Annotated in this window: 21 protein-coding genes and 1 riboswitch; of the genes, 3 read left to right on the forward strand and 18 right to left on the reverse strand. The window is 53.8% G+C overall.

All coding sequences use genetic code 11. The features are described 5' to 3' along the window. The 6 genes from SLW74_RS12420 to SLW74_RS12445 all read right to left on the reverse strand — a co-directional run bounded on the left by SLW74_RS12420 (position 1) and on the right by SLW74_RS12445 (position 5,660). A complete protein-coding gene (locus SLW74_RS12420) occupies positions 1 to 1,458 on the reverse strand; it encodes a cbb3-type cytochrome c oxidase subunit I (RefSeq protein ID WP_046722265.1) in 1,458 nt (485 codons plus the stop codon). Beyond that, complete coding sequence (locus SLW74_RS12425; protein ID WP_012723156.1) at positions 1,451 to 1,957, reverse strand: c-type cytochrome; 507 nt, start codon at positions 1,955 to 1,957, stop codon at positions 1,451 to 1,453. The genes SLW74_RS12420 and SLW74_RS12425 overlap by 8 nt, the downstream gene beginning before the upstream one ends. After that, positions 1,954 to 2,316 (reverse strand): hypothetical protein, encoded by a 363-nt coding sequence (locus SLW74_RS12430; protein ID WP_224265906.1) that lies wholly within the window; start codon positions 2,314 to 2,316, stop codon positions 1,954 to 1,956. Before SLW74_RS12430 ends, SLW74_RS12425 begins: the two co-directional genes overlap by 4 nt. A 1-nt stretch (position 2,317) precedes the next feature. Beyond that, positions 2,318 to 3,553 carry a molybdopterin-dependent oxidoreductase gene (locus tag SLW74_RS12435; RefSeq protein WP_103388956.1) on the reverse strand — a complete coding sequence of 412 codons (1,236 nt, stop codon included), beginning with the start codon at positions 3,551 to 3,553 and terminating at the stop codon, positions 2,318 to 2,320. Between the two features lie 59 nt (positions 3,554 to 3,612). Then, positions 3,613 to 4,605, reverse strand: a complete 993-nt coding sequence (locus SLW74_RS12440) for a beta-propeller fold lactonase family protein (RefSeq protein WP_012723159.1) — start codon at positions 4,603 to 4,605, stop codon at positions 3,613 to 3,615. Positions 4,606 to 4,763: 158 nt separating this feature from the next. Continuing rightward, positions 4,764 to 5,660 (reverse strand): LysR family transcriptional regulator, encoded by an 897-nt coding sequence (locus SLW74_RS12445; protein ID WP_012723160.1) that lies wholly within the window; start codon positions 5,658 to 5,660, stop codon positions 4,764 to 4,766. Between the two features lie 115 nt (positions 5,661 to 5,775). Between SLW74_RS12445 and SLW74_RS12450 the strand changes: the two genes are divergently transcribed. After that, entirely contained in the window at positions 5,776 to 6,945 is a 1,170-nt protein-coding gene (locus tag SLW74_RS12450; protein ID WP_012723161.1) for a TDT family transporter, read from the forward strand. Between the two features lie 8 nt (positions 6,946 to 6,953). Here the strand turns inward: SLW74_RS12450 and SLW74_RS12455 are convergent, their stop codons facing one another. Next, positions 6,954 to 7,562, reverse strand: a complete 609-nt coding sequence (locus tag SLW74_RS12455; RefSeq protein ID WP_012723162.1) for a uracil-DNA glycosylase — start codon at positions 7,560 to 7,562, stop codon at positions 6,954 to 6,956. Positions 7,563 to 7,607: 45 nt separating this feature from the next. On the opposite strand from SLW74_RS12455, the gene SLW74_RS12460 reads away from it, so the two are divergent. Both SLW74_RS12460 and cydB read left to right on the forward strand, forming a co-directional pair. After that, entirely contained in the window at positions 7,608 to 9,035 is a 1,428-nt protein-coding gene (locus SLW74_RS12460; RefSeq protein WP_012723163.1) for a cytochrome ubiquinol oxidase subunit I, read from the forward strand. A 3-nt stretch (positions 9,036 to 9,038) separates the two neighbouring features. Continuing rightward, entirely contained in the window at positions 9,039 to 10,046 is a 1,008-nt protein-coding gene (cydB, locus tag SLW74_RS12465; RefSeq protein WP_012723164.1) for a cytochrome d ubiquinol oxidase subunit II, read from the forward strand. Positions 10,047 to 10,177: 131 nt separating this feature from the next. On the opposite strand, the gene ppa is transcribed toward cydB, so the two are convergent. The 11 genes from ppa to SLW74_RS12520 all read right to left on the reverse strand — a co-directional run. Beyond that, positions 10,178 to 10,729 (reverse strand): inorganic diphosphatase, encoded by a 552-nt coding sequence (gene ppa / locus SLW74_RS12470; protein WP_012723165.1) that lies wholly within the window; start codon positions 10,727 to 10,729, stop codon positions 10,178 to 10,180. Positions 10,730 to 10,843: 114 nt separating this feature from the next. Then, a complete protein-coding gene (gene eno, locus SLW74_RS12475; RefSeq protein ID WP_012723166.1) occupies positions 10,844 to 12,127 on the reverse strand; it encodes a phosphopyruvate hydratase in 1,284 nt (427 codons plus the stop codon). A gap of 73 nt (positions 12,128 to 12,200) precedes the next feature. Further along, the gene (locus tag SLW74_RS12480; protein WP_032657050.1) at positions 12,201 to 12,542 is read right to left on the reverse strand and encodes a hypothetical protein; all 342 of its coding nucleotides are present in this window, start codon (positions 12,540 to 12,542) and stop codon (positions 12,201 to 12,203) included. Between the two features lie 103 nt (positions 12,543 to 12,645). Continuing rightward, entirely contained in the window at positions 12,646 to 12,912 is a 267-nt protein-coding gene (locus SLW74_RS12485; protein WP_012723168.1) for a hypothetical protein, read from the reverse strand. A 42-nt stretch (positions 12,913 to 12,954) separates the two neighbouring features. After that, a complete protein-coding gene (locus SLW74_RS12490; RefSeq protein ID WP_012723169.1) occupies positions 12,955 to 13,278 on the reverse strand; it encodes a DUF190 domain-containing protein in 324 nt (107 codons plus the stop codon). A gap of 83 nt (positions 13,279 to 13,361) precedes the next feature. Beyond that, on the reverse strand, positions 13,362 to 13,727 hold the full coding sequence (locus SLW74_RS12495) for a hypothetical protein (RefSeq protein ID WP_012723170.1): 366 nt from the start codon (positions 13,725 to 13,727) through the stop codon (positions 13,362 to 13,364). Beyond that, complete coding sequence (locus SLW74_RS12500; protein ID WP_012723171.1) at positions 13,724 to 15,070, reverse strand: voltage-gated chloride channel family protein; 1,347 nt, start codon at positions 15,068 to 15,070, stop codon at positions 13,724 to 13,726. The genes SLW74_RS12495 and SLW74_RS12500 overlap by 4 nt, the downstream gene beginning before the upstream one ends. 80 nt (positions 15,071 to 15,150) lie before the next feature. Further along, positions 15,151 to 15,223, reverse strand: a riboswitch (Fluoride riboswitch). Between the two features lie 95 nt (positions 15,224 to 15,318). Beyond that, positions 15,319 to 15,642, reverse strand: coding sequence for a DUF190 domain-containing protein (locus SLW74_RS12505; protein ID WP_012723172.1), 324 nt, complete (start codon positions 15,640 to 15,642; stop codon positions 15,319 to 15,321). A 397-nt stretch (positions 15,643 to 16,039) separates the two neighbouring features. Then, the gene (locus SLW74_RS12510) at positions 16,040 to 16,396 is read right to left on the reverse strand and encodes a type II toxin-antitoxin system RelE/ParE family toxin (protein WP_410929042.1); all 357 of its coding nucleotides are present in this window, start codon (positions 16,394 to 16,396) and stop codon (positions 16,040 to 16,042) included. Between the two features lie 2 nt (positions 16,397 to 16,398). Beyond that, positions 16,399 to 16,689, reverse strand: coding sequence for a type II toxin-antitoxin system ParD family antitoxin (locus SLW74_RS12515; RefSeq protein ID WP_410929043.1), 291 nt, complete (start codon positions 16,687 to 16,689; stop codon positions 16,399 to 16,401). A 47-nt stretch (positions 16,690 to 16,736) separates the two neighbouring features. Further along, on the reverse strand, positions 16,737 to 17,047 hold a 311-nt coding region (locus tag SLW74_RS12520; RefSeq protein ID WP_410929044.1), incomplete at its 5' end, for a hypothetical protein.

Genomic DNA, 17,047 nt, shown 5'->3' on the forward strand with positions numbered 1-17,047 from the left:
TTAAACTCCCGCTAACGTAGGGTGAATGACGGGAGAGGTACTTACGGCAGCACCGTTGTTTCGGGCTCCTGTAGTTAGGCCCAGGAAAAACGCGATGAAGCCTGCCAGAATCGGCAATCCGCTTAGGTCTCTGATCCACCAGTACGCCAGAGATGCGCGTACAGAGTCCATCCACGGCGCGGTGGTTTCCCATATTTGTGCCTGTACCAAACCGCCGGCCGTTAGTGTGGTGAACATGGCCAGTAGGCCGATAGTTATCAGCCAGTAAGCCCAATTCATCGCCGCTGCGCTGTAGCGGTTGTTTGGTATACGCTGCCAGGCATGGGCAATCCCGCCAGCGGCAACGAAGGTTGCAAAACCCAGCATCGCGAGATGCGAATGGCCAATTACCCAATCGGAAAAGTGAGTCAATCGGTTGACCGGCATCAGAGCCTGGAACGCGCCCTGCAAACTGACGATTAAATAGAACACCGTGCCCGTCCAGACAAACCTCAGAGGGACATCGCTTGCGACTGTCGAAGCTTGGCCTCGCAGTGACATCAGTTGGTTGAATACAACTAGTATCACGTCCATGCCCAAATACACGGAGGCGATAATGGCCGCCTTCTGCGCGTCCATGGGGATAGCCGAATAGACGTAATGGTGAGTGCCATTGAGCGGATAAAAAAAGAATAGAAACCAGAAACCGATCATTGACAAAAAGTGGCTATAGATAGGTCGATTGGTGGCGGCCGGAATAATGTAGTAAGAGATCGCAAGTACAAATGGCGTAACGAACAAACCCACTGCGTCGTGAATCCAAAGCCCGCTGAATGCAGCACCTTGCGCGCCGGGGATAAATGCAGGCGCGAAATTTCCTACTGGATATGCAAGCAGCGTAAATACGGCTCCGCCGATCAGGTACCAAGCCGAAATATACAAGCCTCCTCGTTGCCGCTTAAGCAAGAAAGGCCCCGCGAATTGGGCACATACCAAAATCAGACCGAGTACTACCACTAGGTCCACGATCATTGGGAACTCCGCCCATTCTAAAGACTGTATTGCGAACCATGGGCTATCGAGCCCGAGGGAAATAAGTAACCATCCGGGCAAAAGGACACCAAGATTCCAAATATAGAAAATGACCCAGCCCAATCTGCGACTGAACACCGGGCGATCAGCCAGGCGCGGGACCATGTGGTAACAGAACGCAAAGAAAGCATTGGCAAGCCAACCAAAAAAAATACCTTGTGTGTGATCGAACCTCAGGCGACCCCAGGTCAGCGCTGCGTGGCTACTCAGCAGATCGGGCATTGTCAGCTTCAGAGCAACAAGCAGGCCCGCAAGAGCTGATAGAAACAGTGTGATCACTGCTGCATAACCGTGGGCTTTGATAAGATCGTAATCAATGCGCGGCAAAATATCCGAGGGTTGATTCGCGTCTAGAGCATGCTCTGTTCCAGCTATCAGTCTACTCATGGCTTAGCTCCTTCAACGAAACGGTTTTGGAGCGGCTTAGAATCCATGCTGCCGTTCCTGATCGCTCCTCCGGCGTCAGTGTTATGTCCGTAGGCCCTGCAGAATAACCATCCCATCCTGGTTGGGGATGGGAAATGGCAGCGACCATGACAGCCAATGCTTCGTGATTAAGCGGCTTCGTCCCAATTACAGATTTATATCGTGCAAGGACTGCATTCCAGCTAGGACCTACCGAACGTTGAGTCGCGTCATGACACCCTGCGCAACGCTGTTGGACCACAATTGCGCCTGCGCCGACCAATGCAGTGGTCAACTCGACCTTATCTGTTGAGTCCACTCGCGACGGGAGAGCATCTCCTCGTCGGGTGATATCCGAGGCGCCGTGGGTGCCGATGACCTTCCAAGATATCAACGTGCCGAGCGCCAATACACCAATCAACATAGCCAATGCAGTTCGGGAAATCCCATGGGCCGATGTGTCGCGAACAGGATCACTCATGGTGTCTCCTTGCCATTGAAGAACATCAGATAATCGATGATTGGTTGTACGGCTTCGTCGGGGATGGGCGCTCCATATTCGTCGCGCATTTTGGCGACCTCAGCCGCCCAGGTTTTACGCGGAAATGCAGGTTGGTTGGTAACGTAACGAGGAGAATGGCAGATCACGCATTGTGCCAGAAATTCGCTGCGCCCCGGACCGTCCGGCAAGTAGGGCTCGTCGTGGGGAACAGTGATTGAGTGCACGGGAGCACCAAAATCGACCTTCGGTTCCTCGGCCGCAAAGGCGCTTGGTATCCAAATAGGTAGGCTACACATCAAGGCAAAAAAGAGCATTCTAGGCTGGAGAAATGTCGTCATCTCACACCACCATTCCAGTGGTTTGTTCGATAACCCGGCGCGCATAGCCTCCCCGATTCCACTGGGTGGTCAGTTGACCTTGCCCGGCGCGGTTGGTGGCGCGGACCTTGAACGTGTATCGGCCTTTGTCAAGGGGGGTCCATACGAAGCGCCACCGACGCCAAGAGAACCGGCCGATCTCGGGGTCGAGCGTCGCATCTGCCCAAGTACGCCCGCCGTCAACTGAAACCTCAACCCGAGCGATACCATCGCCGCCATCATTGGCTAAGCCCTCTAGCATGTATGGATGATTTACAAGCAATAGTTCTTCGGGTTCTGGACGTACGAATACGGAGTGAGTGACAAAGCGGTTGATGGGTACCGTTTTCTTGGAGAGGTTTCCTGGCTCCTCGTTGATCTCTGGATTATCAGGAATTCGGTAGGCTTGGTTCATCCAAATATTGCTTAAAGGTTTATCTAGCACCTCAATGTGAGCCAATGATTTAATCCAGTAAGTCGCGTACCAACCGGGTACCACTAAGCGCAATGGAAAGCCATTGAGCATCGGCAGTGGTGCGCCATTCATTGCGTATGCAACCATCACATCACCATCATTGGCATGGTCAAACTTCAATGACTTCACGATCTTTGGCAAGCCTGGCATTGGCGACTCATCCAGCCCAGAAATTGCCACCTCGACTGCTCCTGCTTTAACACCTGCACGATCAAGGAGGTCCTTGAGGCGAACGCCTGTCCACTGTGCATTTCCCATCGCGCCAAATTGCCATTGCCCACCAGGAGGTTTAGGACCAAACAAGCTTCTGGCATTGCCTGAACATTGGTTCATGGCCACCAGTGTCACGGGCTCGAACTCGTTGACCAAGGCATCAAGAGAAAAAGACTGAGGATTGGCAACCTGGCCATCGAGACGCAGTCGAAAGGTTCGCGTATCGACCTGAGTTGGATACCCCGACAGATGCCACCGAACAAAATAGGCTTCGTTAGGCGTCAGGTCCTGGCGAAAATAATGCAGCGGCGTTTCCAACTGCGGCGGACGATCAGTAATCAGAATCAGTCCCGTTTTCTCTGGAAAACGTACAAGGCGTCGTTCGGACTCTGCGGATTCGATCCTATCTAGTTGCGCCAAGTCCGTTCCAGAAAGGGCTTGGCGCGGAAGCAGGCTAGCGAGACCAGCGCTAGTGGCCAACCCGAGTAAACGACGGCGATTCATCATCCAGAACTCATCACTTCCATTCATTATTATTCACCAGGTCGTGGAGTATCAGCAGGCCCTCGAGAAGGCCTGCGTTGTTTCGATCAGTCAGCCTTGAGCGTCGATACCACCTTGTTGCTGGCGAGATCGACGGTGGAGATGCTCAGGTCCTCGTTGAGGACATAAGCCTTCGACTTGTCTTTGGTGAAGACAATGGCCTGGCGGGGTGCCTTCAAACCGGTCACAGTGGTCGTCACTTTCAGCGTTTTGGTGTCTATCACTGACAGGGTGTTGTCACCCAGGTTACCCGAGTAGACGTGCAGTCCGTCTGGAGTCAGGGCTGCACCGTAGGGGTCTTTGCCCACCATAACGGTGGTTGTGATAGCGCGTTTTTGAGTGTCGACAACTGCGATGCTGTTACTGCCGCTGTTAGCCGCGTACAGCGTATTGCCGTCGGCCGATATGGAGATGGCGCGCAACTTGTTGAAGCCAGTGATCTCACCTTCGATCTTATTGGTCTTGCTGTCGACCAGGGTGATTTTGTCGCCAAGAAAGTTGGTGACATAGACGGTTTTGCCGTCAGGGCTTACTCGGATGCCTTGGCGCGGTTGGGAGAAGCCAGGTACCACAGCTACTGGTCGTTGGTGATCAAGGTCAATAACCGACAAGGTGCTGGCGGCCTCGTTGTTGACGTAGAGCAGGCTCCCATCCTTGCTGAGCGTGGTACCAAAAGCACCTGCACCTAACGGAAGATCTGCGATGACTTTTAATGTTTTGGTGTCGATCTTACGAACGACCCCTAAGCTGCTGTCGGAAAGGTAGAACACATCGCCGTTTGGAGAAAAGACAATGTTGCGTGGCGTGATATAGCCGGTGAGAACCTGACGAACCTTGCCGGTTTTCAAGTCGTAGACCACCACGTCAGGACGCTGACTGTAGGAGACTACGGCTGTCGATTCGTCAGGGCTGACAGCCAGTGAGTTGTTATGAATATCACCATCGAAGGTCCAGCGATCTTCCGCTGCCGACGCACTCATTGATGCGGCGAGCGCGATACCCAACGCCAGTGCAGTCACTGTTTTCTTGATCACATTCATCAGAGGTTCCTCACAAGGGGCAGCCAGGCGTGAGATTGCGCCTTGGCAAATGCAGCTCGCTGATTGCTGCTAGACAATGAGTTGACCTTAAGCGCTTGGGATAAATTCCGAAAACAAGTTGTTGTGGTAGTAGTTACCTACTTTTCAAATAGATTTCGTTAGCTTTGGCTCGCAAACTGAGTGCAACTTTGCCAGAACCGTTCAAGTCCGGACGAGATGAATTTTTCCCGGTGGCGGATCAGAAAAAAGCGCCGGCTCAGCCCAGGCAACGCATGCGGCAGTTCAATCAGGTCTTGAGAAGTCAGCAGATCCCGAACGACCCTGCTCGACAGGCAACTGATGCCGATGCCTTGTGCAAGGACGTGTTTGATGGCTTCTGAGCTGCCGATCTGGCGGGTTTCAGCGAGGTCGTGCAGGTGACGCAACAGCAACTGTTCGACTTCCTCCCGAGTGCCCGAGCCAGGTTCGCGGAGAAGCCACTCAGCAGTACGCAGGTCATCAAGGGTGACCTGCGACTTGAGTGCTAAAGGGTGACGTTGGCCCGCTACAATGAGCAGTTCATCTACAAGCCAAGGTTCGGCACTCAGTTCGGGCAAGTGGCACGGTCCCTCAATCAGTCCCATATCAATCTCGAAATCTGCGACCTTCCGGGCGATAGCCATGCTGTTGGCCATATCAACATCGACCCGCAGGTGCGGAGCCGATTGGCGTAACTCGCCAAGTATCAATGGCAAAACATAGTTGCCTATAGTGGTACTACAGCCTACCCGCAAGCGAGTCTTCAGCTCTGCATGCCCTGGAAGGAAGCTGTTTTCTATCTGCAACGCGTTCTCAAGCATGCTTCTGGCCTGGGGCAGTAATGCTTGGCCGTTATTGTTTAACACCAAGCGTTTGCCTACGCGATCGAAAAGCCGGGTATCCAAGGCGCTTTCCAACTCGTTGAGTGCGGCGCTGGTGGCCGATTGCGAAAGTGACACAGCGATGGCCGCGCTGGTGGTGCTGCCCTGTTGCGCAATGGCGCAGAAGATTTGCAATTGACGTAGGCTTAACTTCAATTTTCTACCTCTTTAACAGGTAACGTAAACCTATACTATCCGTTTAGCCGCTAACCTCATCAAGCTATACTTCAGGCAAGTCACATTGAATGAACACTGAAGCGGGAGCGCGAAAATGAGTGATACACGACTCGCAGCGATTATGGGCGGCAGCCATCCACTGGCAGCATTGTCCAATCCACGAGAAGCGATCCGGCAGTTCACACCTAACTGGTTCGCCGCCACGATGGGCACCGGGATTCTGGCTCTGGCTTTGGGCCAACTGCCATTTGCCGCGCAGTGGCCCAAAGTGTTAGGTGAAGCCTTGTGGTTTTTCAATATCGCGTTGTTTTGCCTCTTTACGGTGTTGTACGCAAGCCGCTGGGCCCTGTTCTTTAATGAAGCCAAACAGATCTTCGGTCACTCCACCGTGTCGATGTTTTTTGGAACCATCCCCATGGGGCTGGCGACAATCATCAACGGATTTCTCCTTTATGGCTTGCCACGCTGGGGGGATGGGGTTGTCGCTTTAGCTGAAGTCCTGTGGTGGATCGATGTCGCCATGGCGTTGGCGTGCGGGGTTCTGATCCCGTTCATGATGTTTACCCGCCAGCAGCACAGTATCGACCAGATGACAGCAGTATGGCTGCTACCTGTGGTTGCGGCCGAGGTAGCCGCCGCCAGTGGTGGGCTACTGGCGCCGCACCTTGCTGATGCGAGTGCACAGTTCACCCTGTTGATCACCAGCTACGTGCTATGGGCATACTCAGTGCCCGTTGCCTTGAGTATTCTGGTGATTCTGCTGCTGCGCATGGCATTGCATAAATTGCCTCATGAGAGCATGGCGGCATCGAGCTGGCTTTCATTAGGGCCCATTGGTACTGGTGCGTTGGGGATGCTGGTACTCGGCAGCGACGCTCCGGCGATCTTCGCCGCTCATGGAATGGCCGGCATCGGAGGCGTTGCCGAGGGCATTGGCTTGATCGGTGGTGTGCTGTTTTGGGGGCTTGGATTGTGGTGGATGGTTTTGGCGCTGCTGATTACCGGTCGCTACTTCAGGGAGGGTATTCCTTTCAACCTCGGCTGGTGGGGTTTCACCTTTCCGCTAGGCGTGTATGCGGTGACTACCCTTAAATTGGGCTCCATGTTGCACCTCGCGTTCTTCAATTTTGTGGGCGTGGTACTGGTATTGCTGCTTGCGATCATGTGGATCATCGTCGCGGCCAAAACTTTGGTAGGCGCGTATCGCGGCAACTTGTTCATCTCGCCCTGCATCGCCTCGCTGAACAAGATGAGCAAACCCTGAACCTTTGGCTACTCAATCGACTGTTTGGCGTCACGCAGCGTGGATAGGATGCGTTGCCGAACACTCGGGTGAGTGCAAACAGAAAGCGGGCTGGGGTGTGGCATCTCGAGCAATGAGATATCGGGAAAGGCGTGTCGAACCCGCAGCATCGCCTGCTGAGCGACACGTCCGGCAAATACGACAGTCGCGAGATCAGGAAAATGCGGAAGCAGCGTGATTAGCTTCTCAATTCCCTCCTCAATTTGCGCCCTGCGGAGCGACGCCTTGGGCTTTTCAAGATCGGGCAGCCAAGGATATAGATTCCAGATAACGGTCTCTCGGCGTTCCAACCCAACCTGTTCCATGAAACTTTTGAGGTTGCGTTGTGCAGGCCCCGGATTGTCTCGTGAGACATACCGTGCACGACTGACCGTTCGCGCGGGTGACTCTAGCAATATCAATATTTTGGCGTAGACGCCGCCATCCAACGGATCGAAATACGGCAAGGTTTTGTCGCCCGTGGACTGGGAAATCACCCAGCGCGTCAGTTGCGCAACGTTCGGCATCAGCAGAAAAATTTCTCGCGCTTCAAGCGAAATCCCGAGGGGGGCGGTGCCTTGGTGAGTCGACACTGACAAGACGCTTCCTCTATTGATACGAAATTGCCATTAGGAGGCCACGATATGTTCGATCTTCAAGCTCTTGACCTCGCGCGAATGCAGTTCGCTTTCACCGTTTCATTCCACATCCTGTTCCCGGCAGTTACCGTCGGGCTGGCTGCTTATCTAGCAGTGTTGGAAGGTCTTTGGTTGAGGACGCATGACAATACCTATCGGACCTTATACCACTTTTGGATCAAAATCTTCGCAGTCAACTTCGGTATGGGTGTGGTGTCAGGATTGGTCATGGCGTATGAGTTCGGTACCAATTGGAGCAGATTTTCGTATTTCGCCGGCCCTATAACGGGGACCCTACTGACCTACGAGGTACTGACGGCTTTCTTTCTTGAAGCTGGATTCTTGGGTGTGATGCTTTTTGGTTGGAGTAGAGTCGGCCGTGGCCTACATTTCTTTTCTACCGTGATGGTGGCCGTTGGCACCTTGGTTTCCTCGTTCTGGATTCTCGCCTCTAATAGCTGGATGCAAACCCCACAGGGCTTCAAAATTGATCATGGTCAAGTGATTCCGATGGACTGGCTGAAGATTATCTTCAATCCGTCTTTTCCTTACCGCCTGGTGCACATGTCGATTGCTGCCTTCGTGGCAACGGCGTTCTTTGTCGGCGCTTCAGCAGCCTGGCACCTGTTGGGAGGTCGCGATAACCCGGCCGTCCGTCGAATGTTATCAATGGCGATGTGGATGGCGTTGATTGTGGCGCCGATACAAGCCGTGGTGGGCGATGCTCACGGGTTGAACACTTTGGAGCATCAGCCGGCAAAAATTGCGGCAATAGAGGGCCACTGGGAAAACGTGGGCAATGAGCCGACGCCGTTGATCCTGTTTGGCTGGCCCGATATGAAGGCTGAGAAGACCCGGTTTTCCGTCGAGATTCCCTACTTGGGCAGTTTGATCCTTACCCACAGCCTGGATCGTCAGATTCCTGCCTTGGCATCCTTTGCGCCGGAGGATCGCCCCAACTCGACTATCGTGTTCTGGTCGTTCCGTATCATGGTTGGCTTGGGAATGCTGATGATTTTCACTGGACTGTGGAGTCTATGGTTGCGAAAGCGCGGCACGCTCTACCGGTGCCGCTCGTTCTTATACTTCCTGATGCTTATGGGGCCGTCAGGGCTGATCGCCCTATTGGCCGGCTGGTTTACCACTGAAATCGGTCGTCAGCCTTGGGTAGTGTATGGACTGCTGCGCACTGCCGATGCTTCGTCGAACCATAGCGTGGCGCAGATGAGCATTACCTTAGTGCTGTTTGTCCTGGTTTATTTCGCGCTTTTCGGAACCGGCTTGGGCTACATGATGCGCCTGGTACGTAAAGGACCCCAAAATCACGAAGGCGACGCGCTTAGCCACGGTGGGCCTGGCCATCTGCGAACACCTGCCCGTCCTCTATCTGCCGCCCACGGTGGCGATGCTGATAGCCATCACAAGGGGCATTGACTCATGGGCATTGATCTTCCGCTGATTTGGGCCGTGATCATCATCTTCGGCATCATGATGTACGTAATTATGGACGGCTTTGACCTAGGGATTGGCATTCTTTTTCCTTTCATGAAGGGCTCGGGCGATCGCGACGTAATGATGAACACGGTCGCGCCTGTCTGGGACGGCAACGAAACCTGGCTCGTGCTTGGCGGCGCGGCGTTGTTCGGCGCCTTCCCGCTGGCCTATTCGGTGGTCCTGTCGGCCCTGTACCTGCCGCTGATTTTCATGCTGTTCGGGCTGATTTTCCGCGGCGTGGCCTTCGAGTTCCGTTTCAAGGCCACTGACGAGAAGCGCCACATCTGGGACAAGGCCTTTATCGGCGGCTCCCTGGTGGCGACCTTCTTCCAGGGCGTGGCGTTGGGCGCCTACATCGACGGCCTCCCGGTGGTCGATCGCCAGTACGCCGGGGGCGGCCTAGACTGGCTGACGCCGTTCAGTCTGTTCTGCGGCGCTGCGCTGATAGTTGCGTATGCCTTGCTTGGCTGCACCTGGCTGATCATGAAAACTGAAGGCGTGCTGCAAAAAGCCATGCATAACCTGGCCCGTCCTTTGACGTTGGCACTGCTGGCTGTGATCGCCGTGGTCAGCTTATGGACGCCGCTCGCCCATGGCGATATCGCTGCACGCTGGTTCTGCCTACCGAACCTGTTCTGGTTCCTGCCGGTGCCAGTCCTAGTGTTGGTGACTATGTGGGGGTTGTTCAGGGCCGTGGCGAGCAGTGCTCACTACGCGCCTTTTATCTTGACCCTGGTATTGATCTTTCTGGGTTACAGCGGCCTCGGCATCAGCCTGTGGCCGAACATCGTCCCACCGTTGACGTCGATCTGGGATGCCGCAGCCCCCCCGCAAAGCCAAGGTTTTATGCTTGTAGGTGCTCTGCTCATTATCCCGATCATTCTGGGCTACACCATTTGGAGCTACTCCGTGTTCCGAGGAAAGGTTAACGATCAGGCAGGCTATCATTGAGTGAACTGACACCCTTTAAATGCCTCGGGAATCTCTAGTCCGTTCAGGAATGCAGTCCTTGGGTTACTTCGCCATCAGTGACATTATTGCAGTGCTTGGAGCGTAGCTCGGTACACAGGTGGCCACATCCTTTAATGTGGCGAGTGGTCCCCCTTTTTTGGTTTATACGTAGCTACCGATTTGCGAATCTCTTCTCGGGCCTCATCTGCGCTCCCCCAACGGCCCATCTTTACCCACTTACCCGGCTCCAATGCCTTGTAGCTTTCGAAGAAGTGCTGGATCTGTGCGAGGAGTAATGCAGGGAGGTCAGAGAATTCCTTTATGTTGCTGTACACAGAGCTTAGTTTTTCATGAGGCACCGCGATCACCTTGGCATCCGCTCCAGCTTCGTCCGTCATGTACATCACGCCAACCGGGCGACTACGAATGACAACGCCAGGCGATACCGGGTAAGGGCAAATCACCAAGACGTCCAACGGGTCTCCGTCATCGCTCAACGTATTTGGAATGAACCCGTAGTTGGCCGGATAGAACATGGGCGTGCTGAGGAAGCGGTCTACGAAAATTTGTCCACTCGGCTTGTCCACCTCGTACTTGATCGGCGAGTGGTTTGCAGGAATCTCGATAACGGTGAAGAAGTCATCGGGGATCGCGTTACCAGCTGGAATATCCGTGTAGCTCATGCTCATATCTCCAAGCGTCTAGGAAAGGCCAATGCCACTGACGTTTTTGCCAACAGCGATATGTGGTTCGTTTTTTACGGTAACCAGTACAACAGGTTTACCGGCTATAGGCCGTCAGCGCACGAATGCATCATGTCCTGCATAAAACGCATGGCTGCCAAGATGCTCTTCTATTCTCAGAAACTGATTGTATTTCTCGACCCGCTCCCCTCGACATGGAGCGCCCGTCTTGAGATGGCCAGTACCCATGGCAACAGTCAGATCTGCGATGAAGCTGTCTACAGTCTCCCCGCTACGATGAGAAACCATAGCTCCCCAATTTGCCCCGTAAGCCATTACGATGGCGGCTTTGGTCTCAGTCAGGGTTCCGATTTGATTGGGTTTAATCAGTACAGCATTGGCGACGTTTTCTTTGATGCCTCGTTGAATCCGTTCGACGTTGGTGACAAACAGGTCATCTCCAACCAACTCGATCCGGTTACCCAGCGCAGCATTCAATTGCTTCCAGCCCGACCAATCGTCTTCCGCGAGGCCATCTTCCAGTACCGCAATCGGGTACTTGTCGACCCAGGAGGAATAGAGACTAATCAGCTCTTGAGCATCGACCTTACGACCTTCAGAGCGCAGATGGTAAAGACCGTTCTCATAGAAACCGCTGGATGCTGGGTCGATAGCGATCTCGATCTGAGATCCAGGGGTATAACCGGCCCTTTCAATTGCCTTAATGATCAGCTCAATGGCATCTGAGTTTTTCTTGAGCGTCGGCGCAAAGCCGCCTTCATCTCCGACCGCTGTTGAGTAGCCGGCGTCCTTAAGCACCGCTTTCAGCTCGTGGTACACCTCAGCGCCCCAACGCAAGGCTTCCTTGAAACTGCCAGCCCCTGTAGGTGCAATCATAAATTCTTGGAAGTCAGGGCCTTGCCAGTTTGCGTGAACACCGCCATTGAGAATATTGAACATTGGGACGGGCATTCTTGCTGCTTGCTCGCCGCCCAGATATTGGAACAAGGGCACTTTCATCGCAGAAGCCGACGCTCTGGCTACGGCGAGGCTGACGCCCAAGATGGCGTTTCCTCCAAGCCTAGACTTATCAGGTGTTCCATCCAGCTTAATCATCAGATGATCAATCTGTTCCTGGTCAACTGCATCCTGGCCTCTCAGAGACTCAAGTATTTCGGTATTCACATTGCTAACGGCCTTTAACACTCCTCTGCCGGAATACCTCTTTGGATCATGGTCACGCAACTCAACAGCTTCGTGAGCGCCTGTAGAGGCACCGGACGGGACTGAAGCCCGGCCCAGTGTTCCGCACTCCAAGGTGACGTCGACTTCAACGGTAGGGTTACCGCGTGAATCGAGAATTTCACGTGCATGAATAGCCTGGATTTGCGTTTTCATTGATTTTCTCCAAGGGACGATTCGGGAACGTCATTAACCATGTGAATAAGTCGAGAGGCCTCGATTTCGGAAGTCAGCTCTCCATGAGTATTCTGAACAGCTGCACTGCCGACACCGCAATTGCGGGAACCAAGAAGCCTCCAATAATTAGCTCAGGAATCTCTCCCACCAAGGGCATGAATTGCCCTCCCTTTGCCATCTGGAAAAGCTCCAGCATTTGGTTTGACGCAACCATCACAGAACAGCAGTACGCAGTCTGGGCTTGTAGCATGGCCCGCCTTTGATCTAGCAGATGAAACGTCAGCAACGACACTCCAATGCTTACGATGAAAAGCGCGACGAATTCATAGACGGATCCTGTAAAAAGCCTGCCCATCACAAGCCCGAATACGATGCTCAGCATCACTGCGCTCATGTGGTATCCCATTTCTCTAAAGTGGTTTTGATGAGCCGACGTCGGTGAGTTCCATTTCGCAATCTCATCTTTGGATTGCCCACCACCATCGCGCTCGTAACGTTCAACGTTGCTGTGCTCTCAGCTCGTAGCCAGGTACGCAGGTGATGGTCACGTCTGCCTTGCAGGATTTCTCACTGGGCATGCGCATCGTGACCAAGGCGCCTTCGAGCGAGGTGACGATGTACCAACCCTCGCTCGATACCTTTTGGCTGCCTGCAATGCCCGCCAAAAAAAGCGCCCAAAAAACCAGTCCTACGAGGAGCGGCCTGTTGTCACGAGCCCAGTTGACGGGGGCTGGCTGTGGACGCAGGTTATAAATTCGGTACATGGCGTTTATCCTTTTTACTGGTTGTCCAACAAACCGTGGTTTTCAGCTTTTCGCCTGGCCCACTCGACCGTACTCGATGGGCAATTTGATAAAGCTCAGCGAAAACGCCTCCTTGGCCAATGCTTCCAGCAACTTCTCGCACCCGGGCTCATCAGTGGATATCGTCACTGTGACCGGATGATCAGCACCGCTGAGGAAATGCGCGGTATGCAAATGTCCTAAATGATCCAGGCCTTCCGTACCGCTCACCAGCGTCGCTCCCAACATGCCCTCTCGTTTGGCGAACTCAACCAGCCACTCCCCGAGTGGAAGATGCTGGTAGTTGGTACTCTGTTCAGTGAAAAACGTCAGTTGAAAGCCATTCATGGCAACATCCTCTAATGTGGCGAGAGCGACCAACGGTTAGTCGGCTATGCCTCTTCATTTGCGAACTGTTTCTTCGAACTGAATTACAAGGCTTCACTGAGCGGTAACTCGCATAAGAGAAGAACTGCTCGCACCTTGCGCAACTCGTCAGCGTGGTCGCGCAGGAAGGTGCGCAGCTTGACCTCTGTATCCAGCAATTCCAGACACTGCGGATGACGCATATCACCAAGCTCCGGGTGATGATGGGAAATGCGATGGCCCGTCAAATAGCCCGCAGAAATCGGTTTGAGCATGACCTGATCAATCTTGGCTTTCTGCGCGACTTTAAGAAGGTGTTGGGCAAGTGCGGGCGCACTCAGGTGATGCCAGAAATTTGTAACTCGAGCCCGACTAGCGCCAGGGAAATAGAGCTGCAAAGCTGTCAGGCGATCTTGGCGATGTTCGGTCATTTCTCTTCCCCAATAAAAGTCACTTTGCGCTCGCTGGCGGATTCACTTTGAGCATGAAATTGCTTGATATCGGAGAGCCGGATTTCCTTCGGCAGAGGACGGTGATGCTTGCTGTGACCGACGCGCTGGGCGTGATAGATCCCGGTATGCCCGGATACGAGGTAACTTGCGATACAGGCAATGGCTGCAAGCGGAGCAATTTCAGGCCCGAAGAGCTCCATGGCCATGACAATGGTTGCCAGTGGCGTATTAGCTGCACCAGCGAAGACAGCGACAAAACCGATACCAGCCAGCATGCCGAAGGGAAGATGTAAGAGGGGCGCTAGCGCGTTCCCCAAGGTGGCTCCAATGTAAAACAGCGGAGTGACTTCGCCGCCCTTGAATCCAGTCCCCAGGGAGACAACGGTGAACAACATCTTTCCAAGCCAGTCCCAAGGAGCCATTGGCATTTGAAAGGATTGGACGATGCTCGGAATCCCCAGTCCGATGTACTTATCGACATCGGTGTAATGGTTGCTACCAAGCGCCCACACTGCCACTGCGATCAGAAGGCCGCCGGCGAATGGTCGTAATGGCGAATAGGAGATAAGTCGTTTAACGAAAGCCCCTAGCTTATGGGTGGTCGTCGCGAATAGCAGGCCAGTGAGGCCGAAGATAATCCCAGCGGCGACCACAGCCATGACGCTCCAGAGCTGCACGGGAACCACTTCGCCAATGACGTAATGCGTATGAACCACTCCCCAGGCTTTCCCCACCTGGTCAGCAACGATTGCCGCAACCACGCAAGGGAAAAGCGCGTCGTAACGCATGCGTCCGATGGCCAACACTTCAAGTCCGAACAAAGCCCCGGCAAGAGGGGTGCCGAAGACGGACGCAAAGCCAGCACTGATACCGGCCATGAGAATCACCCGGCGATCTTCGCGGCGTAGCCGAAAGACATGCGTCAATTGATCCGCAAGAGCGCCGCCCATCTGCACCGCCGTTCCCTCACGTCCCACAGATGCACCGAAGAGGTGGGAAACCACGGTTCCGATTAGCACCATCGGCACCATGCGCAAGGGAATAGTCTTTTTAGGATCGTGGATCTCATCGATGATCAGGTTGTTTCCGGCATCAACTGGTTTGCCTATCAGGTGATACGCAAGTCCCACGGCAAAGCCAGCAACTGGCAGGAGCCAGAGCACCCAGGGATGGGCTTCTCGCCACTGGGTGGCATGATCCAAAGAAAGGAGGAATAACGCAGAGGCAGAGCCTGCCAAAAGAGCTACAAGACCAGCAAGCGCAAGCCATTTCGCAATATAGGGCAGTAAGTCGAGTTGTTCAGGTCGTCGAAATTTAGACATTTGGCCAGCCACAAAAATGTAAGTGGGCCTGACCAAAAAGGGGATTCTGGGCGCGAACGCCTACAGACCTGGTTGATCAGGTTTCTGTAGGCATCATCAGCTGCTACGGGCACAGCGGTTGGTTAATGGAGGAATGCCATCTCCAATGAGCCGATCTTAGCGAGCTCTGTCCAAAATGTAAAATCGTGTTTCGGAGCACGAGGCAAGCGTAGGCGTCTTCGAGTCACCGCTTATGAAAGCAGGCCAGACTAGGTGACTTCTGTTCCGGCGAAGCCCATCTCAACTGGGGTTTTTATGTAAAATAACGAGATATCTTCAAGCTCCAATCGCTTGAATAACTGCACAGATTCGTCCTCGGTAATGGCCATACGAATTTCGGTAGGCTGATCCGCTAGTTCAAAAAAATGCGAGGAATGCAGCCGGCCGGTATGCCCAAAGCCTTCGATACCTGTGGACAGAGTCGCACCCCGCAGTCCCATTTCTTTCGCCAAATCAACGATCCAGTCGCCGAGCATCTTTCCCTGATAGCGACGATTCTGTTGAGTAAAGAAAGTGACCAGAAAACCTTTCATGTTCCTCTCCTAAGCGCGTGCTGATTATTTGATAGGACAGAAGCCCGGCAGCCGTCATTGCCACCCGGGCAGGATTCACACTGGCATCATGCGCACTGGTCAAGTCGGATGCAAACGACTGGTCAAGTCGAATGCAAATGGCTGGTCAAGTTCATGCAATTGCCCAGTCCGGGATACCACCTGGGATACCAAAGGGGCTGGAACTCAGAAACTCTCTAAAGCTCCCCAAAGCGCTGAAGCTCGTGTATTTACTGGATTTCAGGCACAAAAAAAAGACGTCCTTGGACGTCTTTAGATGTTGAAGTGGTGGAGCCGGGGGGACTCAGGTTGAGATGTAGAGGGGGGCGCCTTACCTTCGCTGTTCATGACCGGTCAAACCGTTGGGCCAGGTCGCTGATCAGTCGTTAGGCAAGTGCAACTGCACTTCCATGGCGTCATGAAGGAGTCGGACGACTTCGATCAGGTCGTCATTTGCCAGACGATAAAATACGACGTGGCGTGGGCTTCTGACCGTCCCATGGGGGTGTTTGGCCTCCTGGCGTGAATAGATGAGGTGATAGCTGCGAAGGCCCAGTGCAAGCTCATCGCGGTCGTGGCTGCCAATGCAATAAGGCGCGCTGGCAAGAGCTTGCAGCGCCGTGAGGATCAGCGTCTGATAGCGCTGGCGTGCTTGATCGCCGAACTGGGCCTGGGAGATCCTGAGGATGTCAACAATGTCGGCGCGTGCCGAGTTGGAAATCCGATACCGCGGCATGCTCAGTGTTTCTCTCTCGCGGGGACGGTTGCCTCCAGGCTCAAGCCCTCGAGGTAGTGCTCCAGATCCCCTTCGTTCACCTGAGTAAAGCTCCCGTGCCCAAGATCCATGATGCCGATCGAGGTCGCCTGACGCAGTGCCTCAATTTTAGCGGTGTCTTCGGCGACGCGCTGCTCCAATAAACGTAAACCTTCTCGCATCACTTCGCTGGCATTCTGATAACGACCGGACTGAACCAGGTCATGGATAACCTGTTCTTGGTGAGGGGTAAGCACGACGTTTCTCGTTGCCATATTGAACTCCAGCTGTCTGTAAACCCTTTCTTAAGGCCATTGGCATATTATGCCATTTTGCTTGCAAATACATGGTTTGAGATTTTAATCTGACGAACTGTGTCGTACGGCGTCACTCTTTTCTCCATGCACGCAAAGTCGAAAAGGCCTGTGGTAGAGGCCGTTGTGGACATCTTGGTTAGTGTGGACCTTGGACCGTCATTTTTGCCAAGGGAGGCGCTGCAAAAATAGCCAACTGTCCCCACCTTTGGCACACTAAGTTCCTTCAACCAGCCTCCCTCTCCGTGAGCGTTACGCGCGTGCAGAAGACCTTCTCCGAACTCGAATATACCGGCAAGAAAAAGCAGACTCGCCGAGA

It is taken from the genome of Pseudomonas sp. W5-36, from assembly GCF_046540455.1.
Classification (GTDB): domain Bacteria; phylum Pseudomonadota; class Gammaproteobacteria; order Pseudomonadales; family Pseudomonadaceae; genus Aquipseudomonas; species Aquipseudomonas graminis_B.